We start from the raw sequence: 16,769 nt of genomic DNA, 5'->3' as shown, positions 1-16,769 counted from the left end.
TACCTCCAGCGTGTTGTCAGGCTGTTCAGGCGAGTGCTGCCTCAATTGCCGAAACCAGTACTGGGTCTTCTGGGGAAGTATCGGGAGCAAACCGTCCTGTAATACGGCCAGAACGATCGATAAGAAACTTCTCATAATTCCACGCAATATCACTTGGATTTTTCGGAAGTCATCCATGTTGCTCAAGTAACAAAAACATTGCGTTGTCGCCGGATGGCACTCTTGAAGGCTGTTCTGTAATCAAGGCGGCATACAGAGGGTGTCGGGCCGTCCCATTAACGTGGACCTTCGCAAACATTAGGAACTGCACTCCATAGTTGCTAGTGCAAAAACTCGCAATCTCCTCGTGCGAACCAGGTTCCTGCTCACCAAAGTCATTGCACGGAAACCCCAGCACCTGCAGCCCATCCTCGGCGAAGCGCTCCCGGAGCACTTCCAAGCCGGCATATTGAGGCGTCAGGCCGCATTGGGATTCGACATTTACGAGTAACAATACCTTGCCGCGGTATTCATCCCGTGTGGTGGGTTTCCCGTCAAGCCGCTGTAAAGGGATCTGGTAAATTGAGTCGCTCATGTTTGTGCTTCTCTAAGGTCGAGGTTCGCCCATGAACAAAAAAGTAGGGTCGGCATTGCCCAAGCGAATAACAGGTTTGTCTGGACAAACGCACACCGGCCCTACTGGAAAAACCTGTTAATCGACTGCCTTGACCATATCTTCGATGACTTTCTTGGCGTCACCAAAAACCATCATGGTTTTGTCCAAGTAGAACAGTTCGTTGTCCAGACCGGCATAGCCGCTGGCCATCGAACGCTTGTTGACGATGATGGTCTTGGCTTTGTACGCCTCGAGGATCGGCATGCCGGCGATCGGCGATTTCGGATCGTTTTTGGCGGCCGGATTGACCACGTCGTTGGCGCCGAGCACCAGCACCACGTCGGCCTGGCCGAACTCGGAGTTGATGTCCTCCATTTCGAACACTTGGTCATAGGGCACTTCGGCCTCGGCCAACAGTACGTTCATGTGGCCAGGCATACGGCCGGCGACCGGGTGGATTGCGTACTTCACGGTCACGCCACGATGGGTCAGCTTCTCAGTCAGTTCCTTGAGCGCGTGCTGAGCACGGGCCACCGCCAGGCCGTAACCAGGAACGATGAGCACGGTGTCGGCGTTGGTCAGCAAGAAGGTTGCATCGTCAGCCGAGCCGGATTTCACCGGGCGAGCTTCTTTGGAACCTGCAGGGCCAGCAGTGTCCGTAGCCCCACCGAAGCCGCCGAGTAGTACGTTGAAAAACGAACGGTTCATCGCCTTGCACATGATGTACGAGAGGATCGCGCCGCTTGAGCCCACCAGCGAACCGGCGATGATCAGCATCGAGTTGTTCAGCGAGAAGCCGATACCGGCCGCTGCCCAACCGGAGTAGCTGTTGAGCATCGACACCACTACCGGCATGTCGGCGCCGCCAATCGGGATGATGATCAACACGCCGAGCACGAAGGCCAGGGCGAGCATCACACCGAAGGCGGTGTAGTCGCCAGTCAGCATAAAGGTAATGCCCAGTCCGAGCGTAGCCAGGCCTATCAGCAGGTTCAGCTTGTGCTGGCCGGAGAACTGCACCGGTGCGCCCTGGAACAGACGGAACTTGTACTTGCCAGCCAGTTTGCCGAATGCAATGACCGAACCGGAGAAGGTGATCGCACCGATGGCCGCGCCCAGGAACAGCTCCAGCCGGTTACCGTCCGGGATCGCGTCACCCAGTTGCCGGACGATGCCCAGCGACTGCGGCTCGACCACCGCAGCAACGGCGATGAACACCGCCGCCAGACCGATCATGCTGTGCATGAAGGCGACCAACTCGGGCATCTTGGTCATTTCGACGCGCTTGGCCATGATCGAGCCAGCAGTGCCACCGATCAGCAGGCCGACGATCACGTAGACGATACCGTCGTGGGCGAGCTCGGCACCCAGTTTGTAGATCAGGCCGGCCGTGGTCAGGATTGCCAGCCCCATGCCAAGCGTGCCGAACAGGTTGCCGCGCCGGGACGTCGTTGGGTGAGAGAGTCCCTTGAGCGCCTGGATGAAGCAGACCGAGGCGATCAAATACAGGGAAGTAACCAGGTTCATACTCATGCTTGCTGCACCTCTCCCTGGACCGCAACGGACTTGGCTGCCGTAGCTTTCGCAGGAGCCGCTTTCTTCTTGAACATTTCCAGCATGCGTCGGGTGACCAAAAAGCCACCGAACACGTTCACCGCAGCCAGGGTCACGGCCAGGGTGCCCATGGTCTTGCCCAGTGACGTCACGGTCAAAGCCGCTGCCAGCATGGCGCCGACGATCACAATCGCCGAGATTGCGTTGGTCACTGCCATCAAAGGCGTGTGCAGCGCAGGTGTTACGTTCCAGACCACGTGATAACCGACATAAATCGCCAGCACAAAGATGATCAGGTTGTAGATACCGTGAGAGATCAGCATGTCTTCCATTGTTTTTATCCTCAGCCGTTCTTGCGCACGATCTGGCCGTCGCGGCACATCAGGCACGCGGCGACGATGTCGTCTTCGAGATTGATCGCCAACTGCCCGTCTTTGTCGAACAGCAGTTTCATGAAATCCAGCAGGTTGCGTGCATACAGCGCCGAAGCATCTGCCGCGACCATGGCCGCCAGGTTGGTCGGGCCGACAATGGTCACGCCATGCTTGACCACCACCTGATCTGCCTCGGTCAGCGGGCAGTTGCCGCCTTGTGCGGCAGCCAGGTCGATGACTACCGAACCCGGTTTCATCTGGGCGACGGTTTCGGCACTGAGCAGCGTCGGTGCCTTGCGACCCGGAATCAGTGCAGTGGTGATGACGATGTCAGCCTGTTTGGCGCGTTCGTGCACGGCCACGGCCTGACGCTGCATCCAGCTGGCCGGCATTGGTCGGGCATAACCGCCGACACCGACGGCGCATTCGCACTCTTCATCGGTCTCGTAAGGCACGTCGACGAACTTGGCGCCGAGGGATTCGATCTGCTCTTTCACCGCCGGACGCACGTCAGAGGCTTCGATCACTGCACCCAGACGTTTCGCCGTAGCGATCGCCTGCAAACCGGCCACGCCAGCACCGAGAATCAGCACGCGAGCGGCTTTCACAGTGCCCGCAGCGGTCATCAGCATCGGCATGAAACGAGGGTAGTAGTGAGCGGCCAGCAACACGGATTTATAACCGGCGATGTTGGCTTGCGAGGACAACACATCCAGGCTCTGGGCTCGTGAGGTGCGAGGCGCCGCTTCCAAGGCGAAGGCGGTGATGCCGCACTCGGCCAACTTGGCGATGATCTCGTTGTTGAACGGATTGAGCATGCCCACCAGTACCGTGCCGTATTTCATCTGGGCCAGTTCGTTGTCGGTCGGTGCGACGACTTTCAGCACCAGGTCCGCACCGAAGGCGGTGGCAACGTTACCAATGGCGGCACCCACAGAGACATAAGCACTGTCCGGAATACTGGCGCTGACGCCGGTACCAGATTGGACTGTGACTTGATGGCCCAGGCCGATCAGCTTTTTGATGGTTTCGGGGGTCGCGGCAACCCGCGTCTCGCCGGTACAGGTCTCGAGAGGAACACCGATATGCACTTATTATTCTCCGGTGAAAAATCCTGAAAAGCCCTTCCCTTTGAACGCATCGAAATGCATCCAGAAGCAGGGCTAGCGGTTACACATGGTCACTGCCAAGTTAGAGTCAGAGGGCTTGCGCCATTTCTGGAACGAGGTCGAACAGGTCCCCAACCAGCCCATAGTCCGCCACCTGAAAAATAGGAGCTTCTTCGTCTTTGTTGATGGCGACGATCACCTTGGAGTCCTTCATCCCGGCCAGGTGCTGAATCGCACCGGAGATACCGACTGCGATGTACAGCTGTGGAGCAACGATCTTGCCGGTTTGGCCAACTTGCATATCGTTGGGCACGAACCCAGCGTCGACCGCCGCCCGGGATGCCCCTACCCCAGCGCCGAGCTTGTCGGCCAGGCTATACAGGTACTTGAAGTTGTCGCCGTTCTGCATGCCGCGACCGCCGGAAACGACGATTTTGGCAGCGGTCAGTTCCGGACGATCGGACTTGGCCAGCTCTTCACCGACAAAGAACGATGTACCCGCGTTGTACGCAGCAGCAACCTGCTCGACAGCAGCCGAACCACCTTCAGCGGCGACGGCGTCGAAGCCGGTGGAGCGTACGGTGATGACCTTGACCGAAGCGCTCGATTGCACGGTGGCAATGGCGTTACCGGCGTAAATCGGGCGCTTGAAGGTGTCGGCCGATTCAACAGCGATGATCTCGGAGATCTGATCGACGTCCAGTTGCGCGGCAACGCGCGGAAGGATGTTTTTACCGTTGGAGGTCGCCGGGGCCAGGACGTGGCTGTAATCAGCCGCCAGCGCGACGATCAGCGGCGCAACGTTTTCCGGCAGTTGGTGAGCGTAGGCGGCGTTATCAGCCACCAGTACCTTGGCAACGCCAGCGATTTTTGCAGCGGCTTCAGCCACGGCACCAACGCCAGCACCCGCTACCAGAACGTGGATGTCACCGCCGATTTTGGCGGCGGCAGCCACAGTATTCAGGGTTGCCGGAGCGACTGCGCCGGCTGCGTGTTCAGCAATAACCAGGATAGCCATCAGATTACTTTCGCCTCGTTCTTCAGTTTCTCGACTAGCTCGGCCACCGACTTGACCTTGATGCCGGCACTGCGGGAGGCCGGTGCTTCAACTTTCAGGGTGGTCAGGGTGGACGCCGTGTTCACACCCAATGCAGCAGGTGTCACGGTTTCCAGCGGTTTTTTCTTGGCCTTCATGATGTTGGGTAGCGACGCATAGCGCGGCTCGTTCAGGCGCAGGTCAGTGGTGACAATGGCCGGCAGTTTCAGGGAAACCGTCTGTGCGCCGCCGTCGATTTCGCGGGTCACAGCCACTTTATCGCCACTGATTTCGACTTTCGAAGCGAACGTGCCCTGACCGTAGCCGCTTAAGGCAGCGAGCATCTGGCCAGTCTGGTTGTTGTCGCTATCGATCGCTTGCTTGCCAAGGATCACCAACTGAGGCTGTTCGTTGTCGACAACCGCTTCCAACAATTTGGCAACGGCCAGGGAGGTCAGATCATCGGCAGATTCGACGAGAATGGCGCGGTCGGCACCCAGAGCCAGGGCGGTGCGCAGTTGCTCTTGAGCGGTGCTCGGGCCGACGGAGACGACAACGATTTCACTCGCGATGCCTTTTTCTTTAAGCCGCACGGCCTCTTCCACGGCGATTTCGCAGAAAGGGTTCAGTGCCATTTTCACGTTGGTGAGGTCGACGCCAGAGTTGTCCGCCTTGACGCGAACCTTGACGTTGTAGTCGACCACTCGTTTGATTGCGACGAGGACTTTCATAGGGCTTCTCTTCAATAAAAGAACAAGGCCGTAAGGCATTTGCTCAAAAGTTATTACAACGCGTAGTGGGTCAGTTCGCGAGCGATCAACAGGCGTTGGATCTCGCTGGAACCTTCGTAAATCTGGGTGATGCGGGCGTCGCGGTAGTAGCGCTCCACCGGGTAGTCCTCAAGGTAGCCATAGCCGCCATGGATCTGCATGGCCTTGGAGCACACCCGCTCGGCCATTTCCGAGGCGAACAATTTGGCCTGCGAAGCCTCCGACAGGCACGGATGCCCGGCGCTTTTCAGGCGTGCGGCATGCAGCACCAGCAAGCGAGTGGCATTGAGCTGCGTGTGCATGTCAGCCAGCAGATTGGAGATGCTCTGGTGCTCGATGATCGGCTTGGCGAACTGAATGCGTTCCCGGGCATAGCCGAGCGCGGCCTCGAAAGCGGCTCGAGCGATGCCCAGTGCCTGGGCGGCAATGCCGATACGTCCGCCTTCCAGGTTGGACAAGGCAATGGCTAGGCCCTTGCCACGCTGGCCAAGCAGATTTGCCTCCGGAATCACGCAGTTATTCAACGTCACCGCGCAGGTGTCAGAGGCTTTAATTCCCATTTTGTGTTCACTACGGTCAACCACGAAGCCTGAGTTGTCGGTGGGCACAAGGAAGGCCGACAGGCCTTTCTTGCCCAGCTGCGGATCGGTGACGGCGAAGACGATGGCCAGTCCGGCACGTTTACCATTACTGACGAACTGCTTGGCGCCATTGAGGGTCCACTGGCCATCGCGCAGCTCGGCACGGGTGCGCAGGTTATGGGCTTCGGAGCCCGCATGCGGCTCGGTCAAACAAAAGCAACCGATAGTCTTGCCGGCTGCGAGGGAATGAAGCCACGTTTCTTTTTGCTGCTGGGTGCCGTAGCGCAATATCGGGCCACAACCGACCGAATTGTGGATACTCATCAGTGCGCCTAGGGCGCCATCGCCGGCGGAGATTTCTTCGACTGCCAGAGCATAGGCGACGTAGTCAATGTAGGAACCGCCCCACTCCTCCGGGACGACCATGCCGAGCAGGCCCAGTTCGCCCATCTGGGCAACCATGCTGTCGTCGATCCAGCCGGCCTTTTCCCAGGCTTGCGCATGTGGGGCGACCTCACGACGGGCGAAGTCACGCGCCATTTCGCGAATCATGCGTTGTTCCTCGCTCAGTTCGATTTCGTGCATCAGGCTCTCTCCTTTTCCAGTAGCCAATTAGGCAGTCGCAGTGCACGCGCTCTTGCTGGAGGTGGGCTTGAAGCCGGCGAAGAAGGCTCGGGCCATCTCGACTGATGTTGCTTCCAACGTGGGTGGGTTCCAGCGCGGGCACTTGTCCTTGTCGATCAGCAACGAACGCACACCTTCCATGATGTCGCCCTTGGCGAACCACTGGCGGTCAAGATGCAGCTCCAATTCGAAGCATGCGCCCAGCGGCAGGGTGCGGCCACGACGCAGCAGTTCGAGCGTGACACTCATGGCCAGCGGTGAGCGACTGTCAATCAGTTTGACGGTCTCCTCGGCCCAATCCTGGAATGCAGGACGGGTTTCGCTAAGCAGCGCCATACGAATGCTCTGCATATCCGGCAGGGAGAAATACTCGTCGATGACTGGGCGAAAGGCTTTCAACTCGGCTCCGGCGATCTTGTTCGAGGCCAGGGTAGCGAGCAGACTGTGCAGGGCTTCATGCGGATCAGTGGTCCAACTCATATGATCGAGGCACCGATCGAACTCTGCGAGCAGATTACTCGGTAGGCACCAGTCGGCCAGCCCCGTATACAAGGCATCGGCAGCACGTATCTGACGTCCGGTAATGCCTAGGTAAAGACCAATTTCACCCGGCAGGCGCGACAGGAAGTAGCTACCACCGACATCGGGAAAATAGCCGATGCCGACTTCCGGCATGCCCATCTTCACTCGCTCGGTGATCACACGCAGGCTGGCACCTTGGACCAGCCCCATACCGCCACCGAGTACAAACCCGTCCATCAACGCCATAATGGGTTTGCTATAACCGTGGATGTATTGGTCGAGTGCGTACTCCTCCTCGAAGAAGATGCTGTGTAGTTCATCGCCCGCCTGGTGGCTATCGTACAGTGCGCGGATATCACCACCGGCGCAGAATGCCTTCTCGCCGGTGGCACGCAGTACCACGGCGAGAATCTGCGAATCCTCCTCCCAGGCCTGCAGCTGCTGCCAAAGCGCACGGATCATGGGCAGGGTAAGGGCATTCAGACCGGCAGGACGATTCAGCGTCAGGTGACCAATCTGGTTACGGACCGCCGTCAGAACGGGCGCTTGGGCATCGCTCATGGTTAGGCCTCTTGCTTGCGGTACAGGTTGATGATCGCGGAGAAGTCGAGATCGCCGTTCCCTTGCAGGCTGAAGGTCTGGTAAAGCTGTTGCGCGGCGGCGCCAAGGAGCACGGGTTGGCGCGCCTGCTTGGCAGCTTCGGTAGCCAAGCCCAGGTCCTTGAGCATTAGATCGGTGCCGAAGCCACCGCTATAGCCACGCGCCGAAGGCACGTTGTCCATGGTCCCGGGGAAAGGGTTATAGGTATCCGAACTCCAGCAGCGCCCACTGGATGTGTTGATAATGCCGGCCATCACCTTGGCATCCACCCCAAGGGAAACGCCCAGGCTCATGGCTTCGGACACCCCAATCATGGAGATGCCCAGCAGCATATTGTTGGCCACCTTGGCCGCCTGGCCATTACCGGATGCGCCACAATGCGCGATGTTCTTGCCCATGCCGACGAGAATCGGCTGAGCGTGATCGAAGTCGGCCTCGCTGCCACCGACCATGAACGTCAGGGTGCCCGCCGCTGCGCCACCAGTGCCACCGGAAACCGGCGCATCGATCATCCGGTTGCCGTGTTTGGCAGCCGCTGCAGCCACTTCCCGGGCACTCATTGGATCGATGGTCGAGGAATCGATCAGCAGCACATCTGCTTTGACGTTGGCCAGCAGGCCGTTTTCGCCAAGGTAGACACCTTTCACATGGGCCGCTGCCGGCAACATGGTGATGATCACGCTGACATTGGCCTGTGCTAGCGCAGCGGGGGAAGCGGCCGCTTGAGCGCCCGCCTCTACCAGGCCGGCGACAGCAGCGCTGGAAAGATCGAACACGGTGAGACTGTGGCCTGCCTTGAGCAGGTTACGGGCCATGGGGCCGCCCATGTTGCCGAGTCCGAGAAAGCCGATGTGCATGGAAGTGTCCTCTTGTTGTTCTTAAAGTTGTGATCAGTTATGGGTGAACCGCGCCGGTCGCTTTTCGACAAAGGCAGCCATGCCTTCCTTCTGGTCCGCGGTGGCGAAAACCGAGTGGAAGACTCTGCGCTCGAAACGTACGCCTTCGCTGAGGCTGGTCTCGAACACGCGGTTGACGCTCTCTTTGACCATCATGGTGCTCGGCAGTGATTTCTCGGCGATGCCGTGGGCTGCCTTGAGGGTTTCTTCCAGCAGACTTTCCCCCGGCAGTACACGGGCCACCAGGCCAGCACGTTCAGCTTCATGCGCGTCCATCTGGCGTCCGGTCAGGCACATTTCCATGGCCTTGGCTTTTCCCACGGCCCGGGTCAGGCGTTGGGTACCGCCGATGCCGGGCAGTACGCCGAGGTTGATTTCCGGTTGTCCGAAACGGGCGTTGTCGGCGGCGTAGATAAAGTCGCACATCAGCGCCAGCTCGCAGCCGCCACCCAAGGCGTAGCCGGCTACAGCGGCGATCAGCGGTTTGCGTCGGCTGGCGATGCGGTCGGCCGAGGCGAAGAAATCATCCAGGTAGACCTGCGGAAATGTCAGGTCGGCCATCTCCTTGATGTCGGCGCCGGCAGCGAAGGCTTTGGCCGAGCCGGTGATGACCATGCAGCCAATGCGTGGGTCTTTCTCGAACTGGTCCAGTGCCAGGTTCAGCTCGGCGATCAACTGGCCGTTGAGGGCATTGAGCGCCTTCGGCCGGTTCAGGGTGATCAGTCCAACGCGCTCGTGTACCTCGAGCAGCAGGGTTTCGAATTCCATGGGGCGCTCCTGAAGTGGGCCAAGGGGAATGCCTCAGCCCTTGCGGGTTATTTCAGGGTGATGGTGGTGTTGACGGAGCCGCTCTCTTCATCCTCGTCGAACCAACGCTCGGTCACGGTCTTGGTCTGGGTGTAGAACAGCACGACCTGCTTGCCGTACGGGCCCAGGTCGCCCAGCTTGGAAGCGCGGGAACCGGAGAAGGAGAAGATCGGAACCGGTACCGGGATCGGCACGTTGATGCCAACCTGACCGACGTCGATGTCCTCCTGGAAACGCCGGGCCGAGGCACCGGAACGCGTGAAGATGGCGGTGCCGTTGCCATTGGGGTTGGCGTTGATCATTTCGATGGCTTCATCGAGAGTGTCCGCGTTGAGCACGCAAAGCACCGGACCGAAAATCTCTTCACGGTAGACGGTCATCTCCGTGGTGACGTTGGTGAACACCGTCGGGCCGACAAAGTTGCCGTCCTCGTAGCCAGGTACATGCGGGTTGCGACCATCCAGCGCGAGCGTTGCGCCCTCTTCTACGCCCTTGGCGATCAGCCCGCTGATGCGATCCAGTGCAGAACAGGAAACCACTGGGCCAATGTCGGTACCGGGTTCGATGCCGCCATTGATCTTCAGGGTCTTGGCACGCTCGATCAGCTCGGGCAGCCAGGTTTGCGCTTTGCCCACCAGAATCACCACAGGCAAGGCCATGCAGCGCTGGCCAGCAGCACCGAAGGACGCACCCAGCAGGTTGTTCAGCGTCTGCTGCTTGTTCGCATCCGGCAGGACGATGGCGTGGTTCTTTGCGCCCATCATGCACTGTGCGCGCTTGCCATTCTGGGTCGCGCGGTTGTAGACGTGGGTGCCAACCTTGGTCGAGCCAACGAAAGAGACAGCCTTGATGTCGGGGTGATCGCAGATCAGATTGACCGCGTCCACGCCGCCGTGGATCACGTTGAGCACGCCGGCTGGCACACCGGCGTCCATGGCCAGTTCGACCAGGCGCATGGTCACCATCGGGTCCTGCTCGGACGGTTTGAGGACGAAGGTGTTACCGGTGGCAATGGCCATCGGGAACATCCACAGCGGAATCATCGCCGGGAAGTTGAACGGGGTAATGCCGGCGCATACGCCCAGCGGTTGCATCAGGGTATAGGTATCGACGCCACCGGCGACGTTATTGGCCAACTCGCCGAGCTGCAGATTACCGACACTGGCGGCGTGCTCCACCACTTCCAATCCGCGGAACACATCGCCCTCTGCGTCTGGCAAGGTCTTGCCCTGTTCGGCGGTGAGGATGGCCGCCAGCTCTTTCATGTTCTCGCGGATCAGTTGCTGGTACTTGAGAAAAACCCGGGCACGTGTGCCGATCGGCGTCTTGCGCCAGGTCTTGAAGGCCTGCTTGGCACTGGCCACGGCGGCGTTCATTTCATCCTGAGTGGCGAACGGTACGCGGGCGAGGACTTCCTGGGTGGCCGGGTTGACCACGTCGCGCCATTGGCTGGTTTTCGATTCGACGAACTCGCCGCCGATCAGCAGCTTGACGGTCGGGATTGCTGGGTTGGTTGCGTTCATTTGTTGTTATGACTCCAGCCTTCGCAGGCAAATGCAGATGAGGGGCGATGCAATGGCAGCCAGTGCCTTGGCCCGGATCAGGCGTGACGTTTGCGCTGCACAGCTAACGCACGCTTTCTTGTTCTTCAGCGACAGCCGAACATGCCGCCATCGAGGGTCATTTCACTGCCGGTTACGTACGCCCCTGCCCGCGAAGACAGAAAGATGCACAGGCCGACAATGTCCTCGGCCGTGCCGAGGCGCTGTAACGGAATACGCGCTTGAAGCTCGCTGGCGCGCTCCTGTTCTTCACGAATATGCGCGGTCATCTTGGTGGGGAAGTACCCGGGAACGATGGTATTCACCGTGATGGAATCTGGCGCAAGCTCTGCCGCCAGTACCCGTGACAAATGATGCAGAGCAGCTTTGCTTGCGACGTACGAGTACGCCGAGACGGGCTCGACCAAGGCACCTGCCAACGAGCCGATATTGATCACGCGAGCGGGGTTATTAGCGTTGGCGGCGCTGCGCAGCAATGGCAACAATTCGCGGACCAGGGTGAACGGCCCTTGCACATTGACTGCCATGACCGCTGCCCACGCCTTGTCGGGAAACGTCTCCAGCGGCGCGCCCCAGGTACGGCCAGCATTGTTCACGAGGATATCCAGACGGTTTTCGTGGGTCTTGAATTGCTCGACCAGGCCGATGACCGCTTCCGGTGAATCCAGGTCGGCGACCAGACCGACGCAATGGCCAAGCGCGGACAGGTCCTGCACCGCTGCCTGACAGATGTCCGCCTTGCGCGAGCTGATGTAGACCTTGGCACCCGCCCGAACCAACCCTTCGGCGATCATTCGGCCCATGCCCTGAGCACCACCGGTGACCAGCGCAACTTTGCCTTCGACAGAAAACAATGTATTCACGGCAGGTTCCTCAGATGGTGACCACGATTTTGCCGAACTGGTGTGATTGCTCCAGGTACTGCAACGCTTCCTTGGCCTGGTCGAGGCCAAACACGCGGTCGATCACAGGTTCGATTCGATGCAGTTCGATGAAGGCCAGCATCTCGCGGAACTCACTCAGCTCACCGACATTGGTGCCGATCACACTGACGTTCTTCAGGAACAGCTCCGGCGCATTGACCGTGAACGACGCGCCACCGGTGGAGCCATACACCACAACCCGTGCACCCATGCGCAGGCTGCGTGAATAAGGGGCGAAGGAGCCGGCTGGTGCACCGTCAAACACCACATCGATACCGCCGCTTTGCTTGCCAAGCGCCTTGCGCCATTCCGGATCGTGATAGTTGAAACCCGCCGTAGCGCCCATTTCCAGAGCCTTGCCCAAGGTCTGATCGTTGCCACTGGTGACAAAAGCCTTGGCGCCCATGGCCACGCCAAACTTCAAGGCAAAGGTGGCGACGCCACCGCCTACACCGGTGATCAGCACATGCTCACCCGCTTTGAGACGGCCTTTGGTGGTCAGCCCGCGCCATGCCGTCAAGGCTGCCAGCGGAATGGCCGCCGCCGCTTCAAAGCTCAGGAAGTCGGGCTTCTCGACAGCACTTTCGACCGGCACACAGATACGCTCGGCCAAAGTCCCTGGCCCAGGCATCCCCAGCAGACCAAAATCGGGGGCTGGGAAGCGTGGATCGTCACCCCAGCGAAGGCCGGGATACAGCACGACCGATCTACCGATCAGGCCTGGATCGACACCCTCGCCCACCGCCTCGATCACGCCCGCGCCATCGGCACCGAGGGTGCACGGCAGCGTCATGCCCGGATACTGGCCACGGCTGATCCACAGTTCACGATGGTTCAACGATGCAGCCTTGAGTGCTACCTGTACCTCGCCAGCATTGGGGGCGAGCGCTTCGACCTGTTCCAGGACAATGCCGGCCAGCCCCTCAGCGGTTTTCAGCGTTAATGCTTTCATCGAGATGCTCCTATGCCGGTCGGGGAGGCGGCCGTTTTCAGCCAGCCTTTACCCGCGACAATTAAGAAGTGGTTCAGAAAGAACGTGGCAGGCCCATACCTTCGGCAAGGGTATTGCGGCACATCTCGCTGGTAATCGGGCCGATGCGCCACAGGCGTGAGTCACGCCAGTACCGCTGCATATCGGTCTCGGCCGAATAACCCATGCCACCAAGGATCTGGATGCCCATGTCGGCGCTCTTGTTGGCGTATTCCGAGGCCAGCAACTTGACCGCGGTCGACTCCATGTGACACGGCCGGCCCTGACTCTGCAGCCAGGCGGCGTGGTACATCATCAATTCGACGGACTGGCGCCAGGCGACCATGTCGGCGACGTAATGTTGCAGCGACTGGAACTTGCCGATGACCTGGCCGAAAGCCTTGCGTTGCAGCATGTACTCGACCGCATCCTCGATGACCCCGTCCATCACACCGGTGCAGAACGAAGCAACCATGATGCGTTCGTTGTTGAGGGTCGGCAGCAGCGTGTACCAGGCCTTGTTCGGCTCGGCCAGGACTAGCGAATCCGGCACATAGACATTGTCGAAGTGCACGGTGCAGGAACCCATCGAGCGCATGCCCAACTTGGGCAGCGGCGTAATGGTCACACCCTTCTGCTGCGCCGGTACCCAGAACAGGGTCAAACCCTGATGGCGTTTCTCCACATTTTTGTCGGTGCGGGCCAGTACCAGCAGGTAGTCGGCCACATGTGCCGAAGAGCTCCAGATTTTCTCGCCGGACAGAATCCAGCCGCCGTCGCCGCGCACGGCTTCGGTGCGCAACGCGCCCAGCACATCGGTACCCCCGTCAGGCTCGGTGAAGGCAATGGCTGCCTTGAGTTCGCCCGAAGCGATCCGCGGCAAGAACTCACGCTTCTGCTCTTCGGTGCCATAGATGCCGATGGATTTGCTGCCAGCGAACGAGGTGATCCCCCAGATCCACGCCAGGCCGCCCAAAGAGCGGGCCAGCTCGCGGGCCAGGATCATTTGCATCAATACGTCACCGCCGGCACCACCGTATTCCTCAGGGATACCCACGCCATGAAAGCCGGCTTCGCTGAACTTCTCCCACAGGGCGAACGGATAGTTGTGCTCGTCCATCTCCAACTCGCGGGCCCAGCTCTTGGGTACTTCCTTGGCCACCCACTTACGTACAGAATCCTGGAAAGCGCGGTGTTCTTCTGGCAGTTCGAAATCCATGCGTGTTCTCCAATGCGTTTATCAATTGCACAATCAACTGCTATCGAGTTTCGACCAGCCCCCGACCCACAACACCTATCGGAAAAGATAGAAACCGAGCCCTTCGATAGCGCTACAACACGAGGGATTAACCGACGACTTCTTCGGGGCGCTGCCAATCTATCCCGCGTTCTGCCATGTCCTTATCGTGCAAGGCATTGGGATCGACCGAGCTGACAACGATCTCCTCGGCAACGTCGCGTTGCTGATGCAGGCGATAAAAGCGATCGGCCAGTGCCGCCGGATCGCCTATGGCATCACCTGGCCTGATCAGGACGCTGATGCAGACGGTCCCCACATAGATGCCCTCGCCGCTCAGGACCTCGTTCAGGCAGAGCGCGTAGCTACGCAAGGCGGCCATCACCATGCCGATAGGCGTATAGACCGGCATGACGTGATGCGCTGACCCTGAGGTCGTCAGGAAAATCGAGCCGCTGCCGGCGGCCTGCATATCCGGAAGCACGGCGCGCACGCAAGTGATCGCGCCAAGGATGATCAGCCGGTGCAGCCGATCCATCGTTTCGCGATCCAGCCCCGTCGGCGTGAACATCGAAGCGTCACCGTCCGGTGAAGGTACCGGGCTGAATTCGAGCACACCGATCGGCCCAAAACGCTCCTTGGCCGCTTTTAATGCGGCCTCAAGCGCGCTGCCATCAGTGATATCTGCAACGAAACCCTCGGCCGTCACCCCCTCGGCCCGAAGCTCCGCTACCATCTGATCGAGCGATTCCCGGCGCCGCGCGATCAGCGCAACAGCATAACCCTCCCGCGCGAAGCGACGCGCAACAGCGAGCCCGAGACCGGGACCGGCCCCCACAACAGCGACCGTCAATTGAGTCATTTTGCGTACCTCTCAGAAAGATAGAAATTCAGCCTTTCGAAAGCACTGCCACACGTACTGAAACCGTGCGGCCAAGGTCCGGCAGCTCGCCCAAAAACTCCAGGCTATGCGCGGTCTTGGCATGAGCCTCGCGAGCGGTCTCATTGGCCCAGGTTTCGAGCACGTGAAAGCGATCGCTGTTTTCGGTATCGACGGTGCAGCGATATTCCAGGCAACCGATTTCCCGGCTGCTGGCCTGCGCCTGTCGACGCAAAGCCTTGAGCATGGCCTCGCTCTGGCCGAAATGCGCCTGCAGGGTGACGTTGACCAGCAATGCCACATCGTCCTGTTGCTCTTGTTGCAGCTCTTGTTGAGGGTGCCAGCGGCCATCACCATGGCTCTCGTAAGGCGAAGCGACTTCGATCAGTACGCCGTGCGCACTCTTGGCCGAGACCCATCCCCAGCGTTGCCATGGCATCTCGTCATCGGCATAGGTTTGCGCCGAGGCCAGTTCAATACCGCTGGCCGACAAGCGCGCCAGCGACCCCGGCACATCGGGTGTGGTGAAACACAGGTGGTGCACATGCTCGCCGTACTTGGCCAGGCGCTTGCCCAGCGGCGTGCCGGGCGCCGGCTGGATAAACTGGATCTCGGCGCCATGCTCTGAAACGTAAGTAGCCCAGCGCAAACCCGAATCATCGGCGCTGGCAAAGTCTTCGTAGCGCACGATCGGTTCACTAAGCTGACCAGGGTCGAGTACGGTGAGAATCTTGTCCCAGTCACCAATGGCCTGGTCGAGATCATTGACCAGGAAACAGACGTGGGCGAATGGTCCGCTGGGCATGCTCAGTTGCTCCTTGATTGTGTAAGTGTGAGAGCGGCCTGTACGGCCAGCACCTTGTCGCGACCCTCAGCGCGCAACCAGGCTTCGCAAGTGACCCGCACGCCTTCGGCGGTCGCTTCTACGGCACTGATCTGGCCGCCGGCCTCAAGGTTGTCACCTGCAAAGGCATTGCCCAGGTAACGGGTATCCAGGGCATCGATCCGCCCCTCCGGAAAAGCCGTCTGGAGCATGCTGATCACATAGGCCAGGTTGGCCGGCCCCTGATTGATGACCCGATCACCGAGCCCCTGGGCCTGTACCGCTGCCGGGTCGAGATGGATGGGGTTGGGGTCGCGCAGAATCTTTGCCCAGACCCTCATCGACTCCGGGCTTAGGTTATTGATTTGGAATACGGGCAGCTGTTGCCCAACGACAGGCGTCATGCCAGGTTCCTCCGTGGCAGCATCCAGGTATTGGTGGTTTCCAGAATCGGAGTGCCGTCATCGAGGCTCAGACTCAGTTGATACTCGAGCACGTCCACCACACCGAAGGTACGACTTGGCTTACGTGTCAGGCTGAGAATTTCACCGCCGACCCGATAGGACTGACCAACACGCAAGGGTTGCGCGAAGGTCGTTCGCGAGGCGCCCATCATCGGCCCGTCGGCCACGTCGAAATCGCAGGCGGCGCACAACCCGGCCACGGTCTGCCCCATGCCAACCTGGGTTGCTATGAAGAAGTACACCGGGTGCGCAGTTCCGTCCGCTGCAGGCGTGACCCCCAGGGTCGAACACAGCTGGCGATTTTCCTCAGTGCTGATCAGAAAGGGTGAGTGGCCGGCCAATGAAAAACCGGCTGCCTCAGGCGGTAGGGGAAAACTCATGATCGCAAGGCTCCTGGAAACGGCTTGATGAGCCCACAGGTTTAGCCGCCAGCCCTAGCACG

The 16,769-nt window shown here is 59.8% G+C and carries 17 protein-coding genes and 1 pseudogene; all 18 read right to left on the bottom strand.

Annotated elements, in window-relative coordinates; genetic code table 11:
• Positions 1-25: 25 nt before the first annotated feature.
• A pseudogene (locus ACYZT5_RS03705) lies at positions 26-574 on the bottom strand (glutathione peroxidase).
• A 117-nt stretch (positions 575-691) separates the two neighbouring features.
• On the bottom strand, positions 692-2,128 hold the full coding sequence (locus tag ACYZT5_RS03700; protein WP_462049841.1) for an NAD(P)(+) transhydrogenase (Re/Si-specific) subunit beta: 1,437 nt from the start codon (positions 2,126-2,128) through the stop codon (positions 692-694).
• Complete coding sequence (locus ACYZT5_RS03695; protein ID WP_462049840.1) at positions 2,125-2,481, bottom strand: NAD(P) transhydrogenase subunit alpha part 2; 357 nt, start codon at positions 2,479-2,481, stop codon at positions 2,125-2,127. The genes ACYZT5_RS03700 and ACYZT5_RS03695 overlap by 4 nt, the downstream gene beginning before the upstream one ends.
• Before the next feature lie 11 nt (positions 2,482-2,492).
• Positions 2,493-3,614 carry a Re/Si-specific NAD(P)(+) transhydrogenase subunit alpha gene (locus tag ACYZT5_RS03690; RefSeq protein ID WP_462049839.1) on the bottom strand — a complete coding sequence of 374 codons (1,122 nt, stop codon included), beginning with the start codon at positions 3,612-3,614 and terminating at the stop codon, positions 2,493-2,495.
• Positions 3,615-3,720: 106 nt separating this feature from the next.
• Positions 3,721-4,650, bottom strand: a complete 930-nt coding sequence (locus ACYZT5_RS03685; RefSeq protein WP_462049838.1) for an electron transfer flavoprotein subunit alpha/FixB family protein — start codon at positions 4,648-4,650, stop codon at positions 3,721-3,723.
• Positions 4,650-5,399: an electron transfer flavoprotein subunit beta/FixA family protein gene (locus tag ACYZT5_RS03680; RefSeq protein ID WP_462049837.1), complete on the bottom strand. Its 750-nt coding sequence runs from the start codon at positions 5,397-5,399 to the stop codon at positions 4,650-4,652. Before ACYZT5_RS03680 ends, ACYZT5_RS03685 begins: the two co-directional genes overlap by 1 nt.
• Positions 5,400-5,452: 53 nt before the next feature.
• The gene (locus ACYZT5_RS03675; RefSeq protein WP_462049836.1) at positions 5,453-6,604 is read right to left on the bottom strand and encodes an acyl-CoA dehydrogenase family protein; all 1,152 of its coding nucleotides are present in this window, start codon (positions 6,602-6,604) and stop codon (positions 5,453-5,455) included.
• 27 nt (positions 6,605-6,631) lie between these two features.
• Positions 6,632-7,726: an enoyl-CoA hydratase/isomerase family protein gene (locus ACYZT5_RS03670; RefSeq protein ID WP_462049835.1), complete on the bottom strand. Its 1,095-nt coding sequence runs from the start codon at positions 7,724-7,726 to the stop codon at positions 6,632-6,634.
• 2 nt (positions 7,727-7,728) lie between these two features.
• A complete protein-coding gene (gene mmsB, locus ACYZT5_RS03665; protein ID WP_462049834.1) occupies positions 7,729-8,622 on the bottom strand; it encodes a 3-hydroxyisobutyrate dehydrogenase in 894 nt (297 codons plus the stop codon).
• Between the two features lie 33 nt (positions 8,623-8,655).
• Complete coding sequence (locus ACYZT5_RS03660; RefSeq protein ID WP_462049833.1) at positions 8,656-9,429, bottom strand: enoyl-CoA hydratase; 774 nt, start codon at positions 9,427-9,429, stop codon at positions 8,656-8,658.
• 47 nt (positions 9,430-9,476) lie between these two features.
• A complete protein-coding gene (locus tag ACYZT5_RS03655; protein WP_462049832.1) occupies positions 9,477-10,991 on the bottom strand; it encodes a CoA-acylating methylmalonate-semialdehyde dehydrogenase in 1,515 nt (504 codons plus the stop codon).
• 125 nt (positions 10,992-11,116) lie between these two features.
• A complete protein-coding gene (locus ACYZT5_RS03650; protein WP_462049831.1) occupies positions 11,117-11,893 on the bottom strand; it encodes an SDR family oxidoreductase in 777 nt (258 codons plus the stop codon).
• A 10-nt stretch (positions 11,894-11,903) separates the two neighbouring features.
• Entirely contained in the window at positions 11,904-12,905 is a 1,002-nt protein-coding gene (locus tag ACYZT5_RS03645; RefSeq protein ID WP_462049830.1) for a zinc-binding dehydrogenase, read from the bottom strand.
• A gap of 73 nt (positions 12,906-12,978) precedes the next feature.
• Positions 12,979-14,142: an acyl-CoA dehydrogenase family protein gene (locus ACYZT5_RS03640; RefSeq protein WP_462049829.1), complete on the bottom strand. Its 1,164-nt coding sequence runs from the start codon at positions 14,140-14,142 to the stop codon at positions 12,979-12,981.
• A gap of 127 nt (positions 14,143-14,269) precedes the next feature.
• The gene (locus tag ACYZT5_RS03635) at positions 14,270-15,022 is read right to left on the bottom strand and encodes an SDR family NAD(P)-dependent oxidoreductase (RefSeq protein ID WP_462049828.1); all 753 of its coding nucleotides are present in this window, start codon (positions 15,020-15,022) and stop codon (positions 14,270-14,272) included.
• 28 nt (positions 15,023-15,050) lie between these two features.
• Complete coding sequence (locus ACYZT5_RS03630; RefSeq protein ID WP_462049827.1) at positions 15,051-15,845, bottom strand: antibiotic biosynthesis monooxygenase; 795 nt, start codon at positions 15,843-15,845, stop codon at positions 15,051-15,053.
• A 2-nt stretch (positions 15,846-15,847) separates the two neighbouring features.
• Complete coding sequence (locus tag ACYZT5_RS03625; protein WP_462049826.1) at positions 15,848-16,267, bottom strand: MaoC family dehydratase; 420 nt, start codon at positions 16,265-16,267, stop codon at positions 15,848-15,850.
• Positions 16,264-16,707, bottom strand: a complete 444-nt coding sequence (locus ACYZT5_RS03620; protein WP_462049825.1) for a hypothetical protein — start codon at positions 16,705-16,707, stop codon at positions 16,264-16,266. The genes ACYZT5_RS03625 and ACYZT5_RS03620 overlap by 4 nt, the downstream gene beginning before the upstream one ends.
• Between the last annotated feature and the right edge of the window lie 62 nt (positions 16,708-16,769).

This window comes from Pseudomonas sp. LB3P14, assembly GCF_054898045.1.
This window is presented reverse-complemented; position numbering and strand designations above follow the sequence as displayed.

Coding starts and splice junctions, on each gene's coding strand:
- ACYZT5_RS03630 (WP_462049827.1), bottom strand. CDS start 15,845: ATGCCCAGCGGACCATTCGCCCACGTCTGTTTCCTGGTCAATGATCTC.
- mmsB (WP_462049834.1), bottom strand. CDS start 8,622: ATGCACATCGGCTTTCTCGGACTCGGCAACATGGGCGGCCCCATGGCC.
- ACYZT5_RS03635 (WP_462049828.1), bottom strand. CDS start 15,022: ATGACTCAATTGACGGTCGCTGTTGTGGGGGCCGGTCCCGGTCTCGGG.
- ACYZT5_RS03645 (WP_462049830.1), bottom strand. CDS start 12,905: ATGAAAGCATTAACGCTGAAAACCGCTGAGGGGCTGGCCGGCATTGTC.
- ACYZT5_RS03660 (WP_462049833.1), bottom strand. CDS start 9,429: ATGGAATTCGAAACCCTGCTGCTCGAGGTACACGAGCGCGTTGGACTG.
- ACYZT5_RS03640 (WP_462049829.1), bottom strand. CDS start 14,142: ATGGATTTCGAACTGCCAGAAGAACACCGCGCTTTCCAGGATTCTGTA.
- ACYZT5_RS03685 (WP_462049838.1), bottom strand. CDS start 4,650: ATGGCTATCCTGGTTATTGCTGAACACGCAGCCGGCGCAGTCGCTCCG.
- ACYZT5_RS03675 (WP_462049836.1), bottom strand. CDS start 6,604: ATGCACGAAATCGAACTGAGCGAGGAACAACGCATGATTCGCGAAATG.
- ACYZT5_RS03625 (WP_462049826.1), bottom strand. CDS start 16,267: ATGACGCCTGTCGTTGGGCAACAGCTGCCCGTATTCCAAATCAATAAC.
- ACYZT5_RS03680 (WP_462049837.1), bottom strand. CDS start 5,399: ATGAAAGTCCTCGTCGCAATCAAACGAGTGGTCGACTACAACGTCAAG.
- ACYZT5_RS03670 (WP_462049835.1), bottom strand. CDS start 7,726: ATGAGCGATGCCCAAGCGCCCGTTCTGACGGCGGTCCGTAACCAGATT.
- ACYZT5_RS03695 (WP_462049840.1), bottom strand. CDS start 2,481: ATGGAAGACATGCTGATCTCTCACGGTATCTACAACCTGATCATCTTT.
- ACYZT5_RS03655 (WP_462049832.1), bottom strand. CDS start 10,991: ATGAACGCAACCAACCCAGCAATCCCGACCGTCAAGCTGCTGATCGGC.
- ACYZT5_RS03700 (WP_462049841.1), bottom strand. CDS start 2,128: ATGAGTATGAACCTGGTTACTTCCCTGTATTTGATCGCCTCGGTCTGC.
- ACYZT5_RS03620 (WP_462049825.1), bottom strand. CDS start 16,707: ATGAGTTTTCCCCTACCGCCTGAGGCAGCCGGTTTTTCATTGGCCGGC.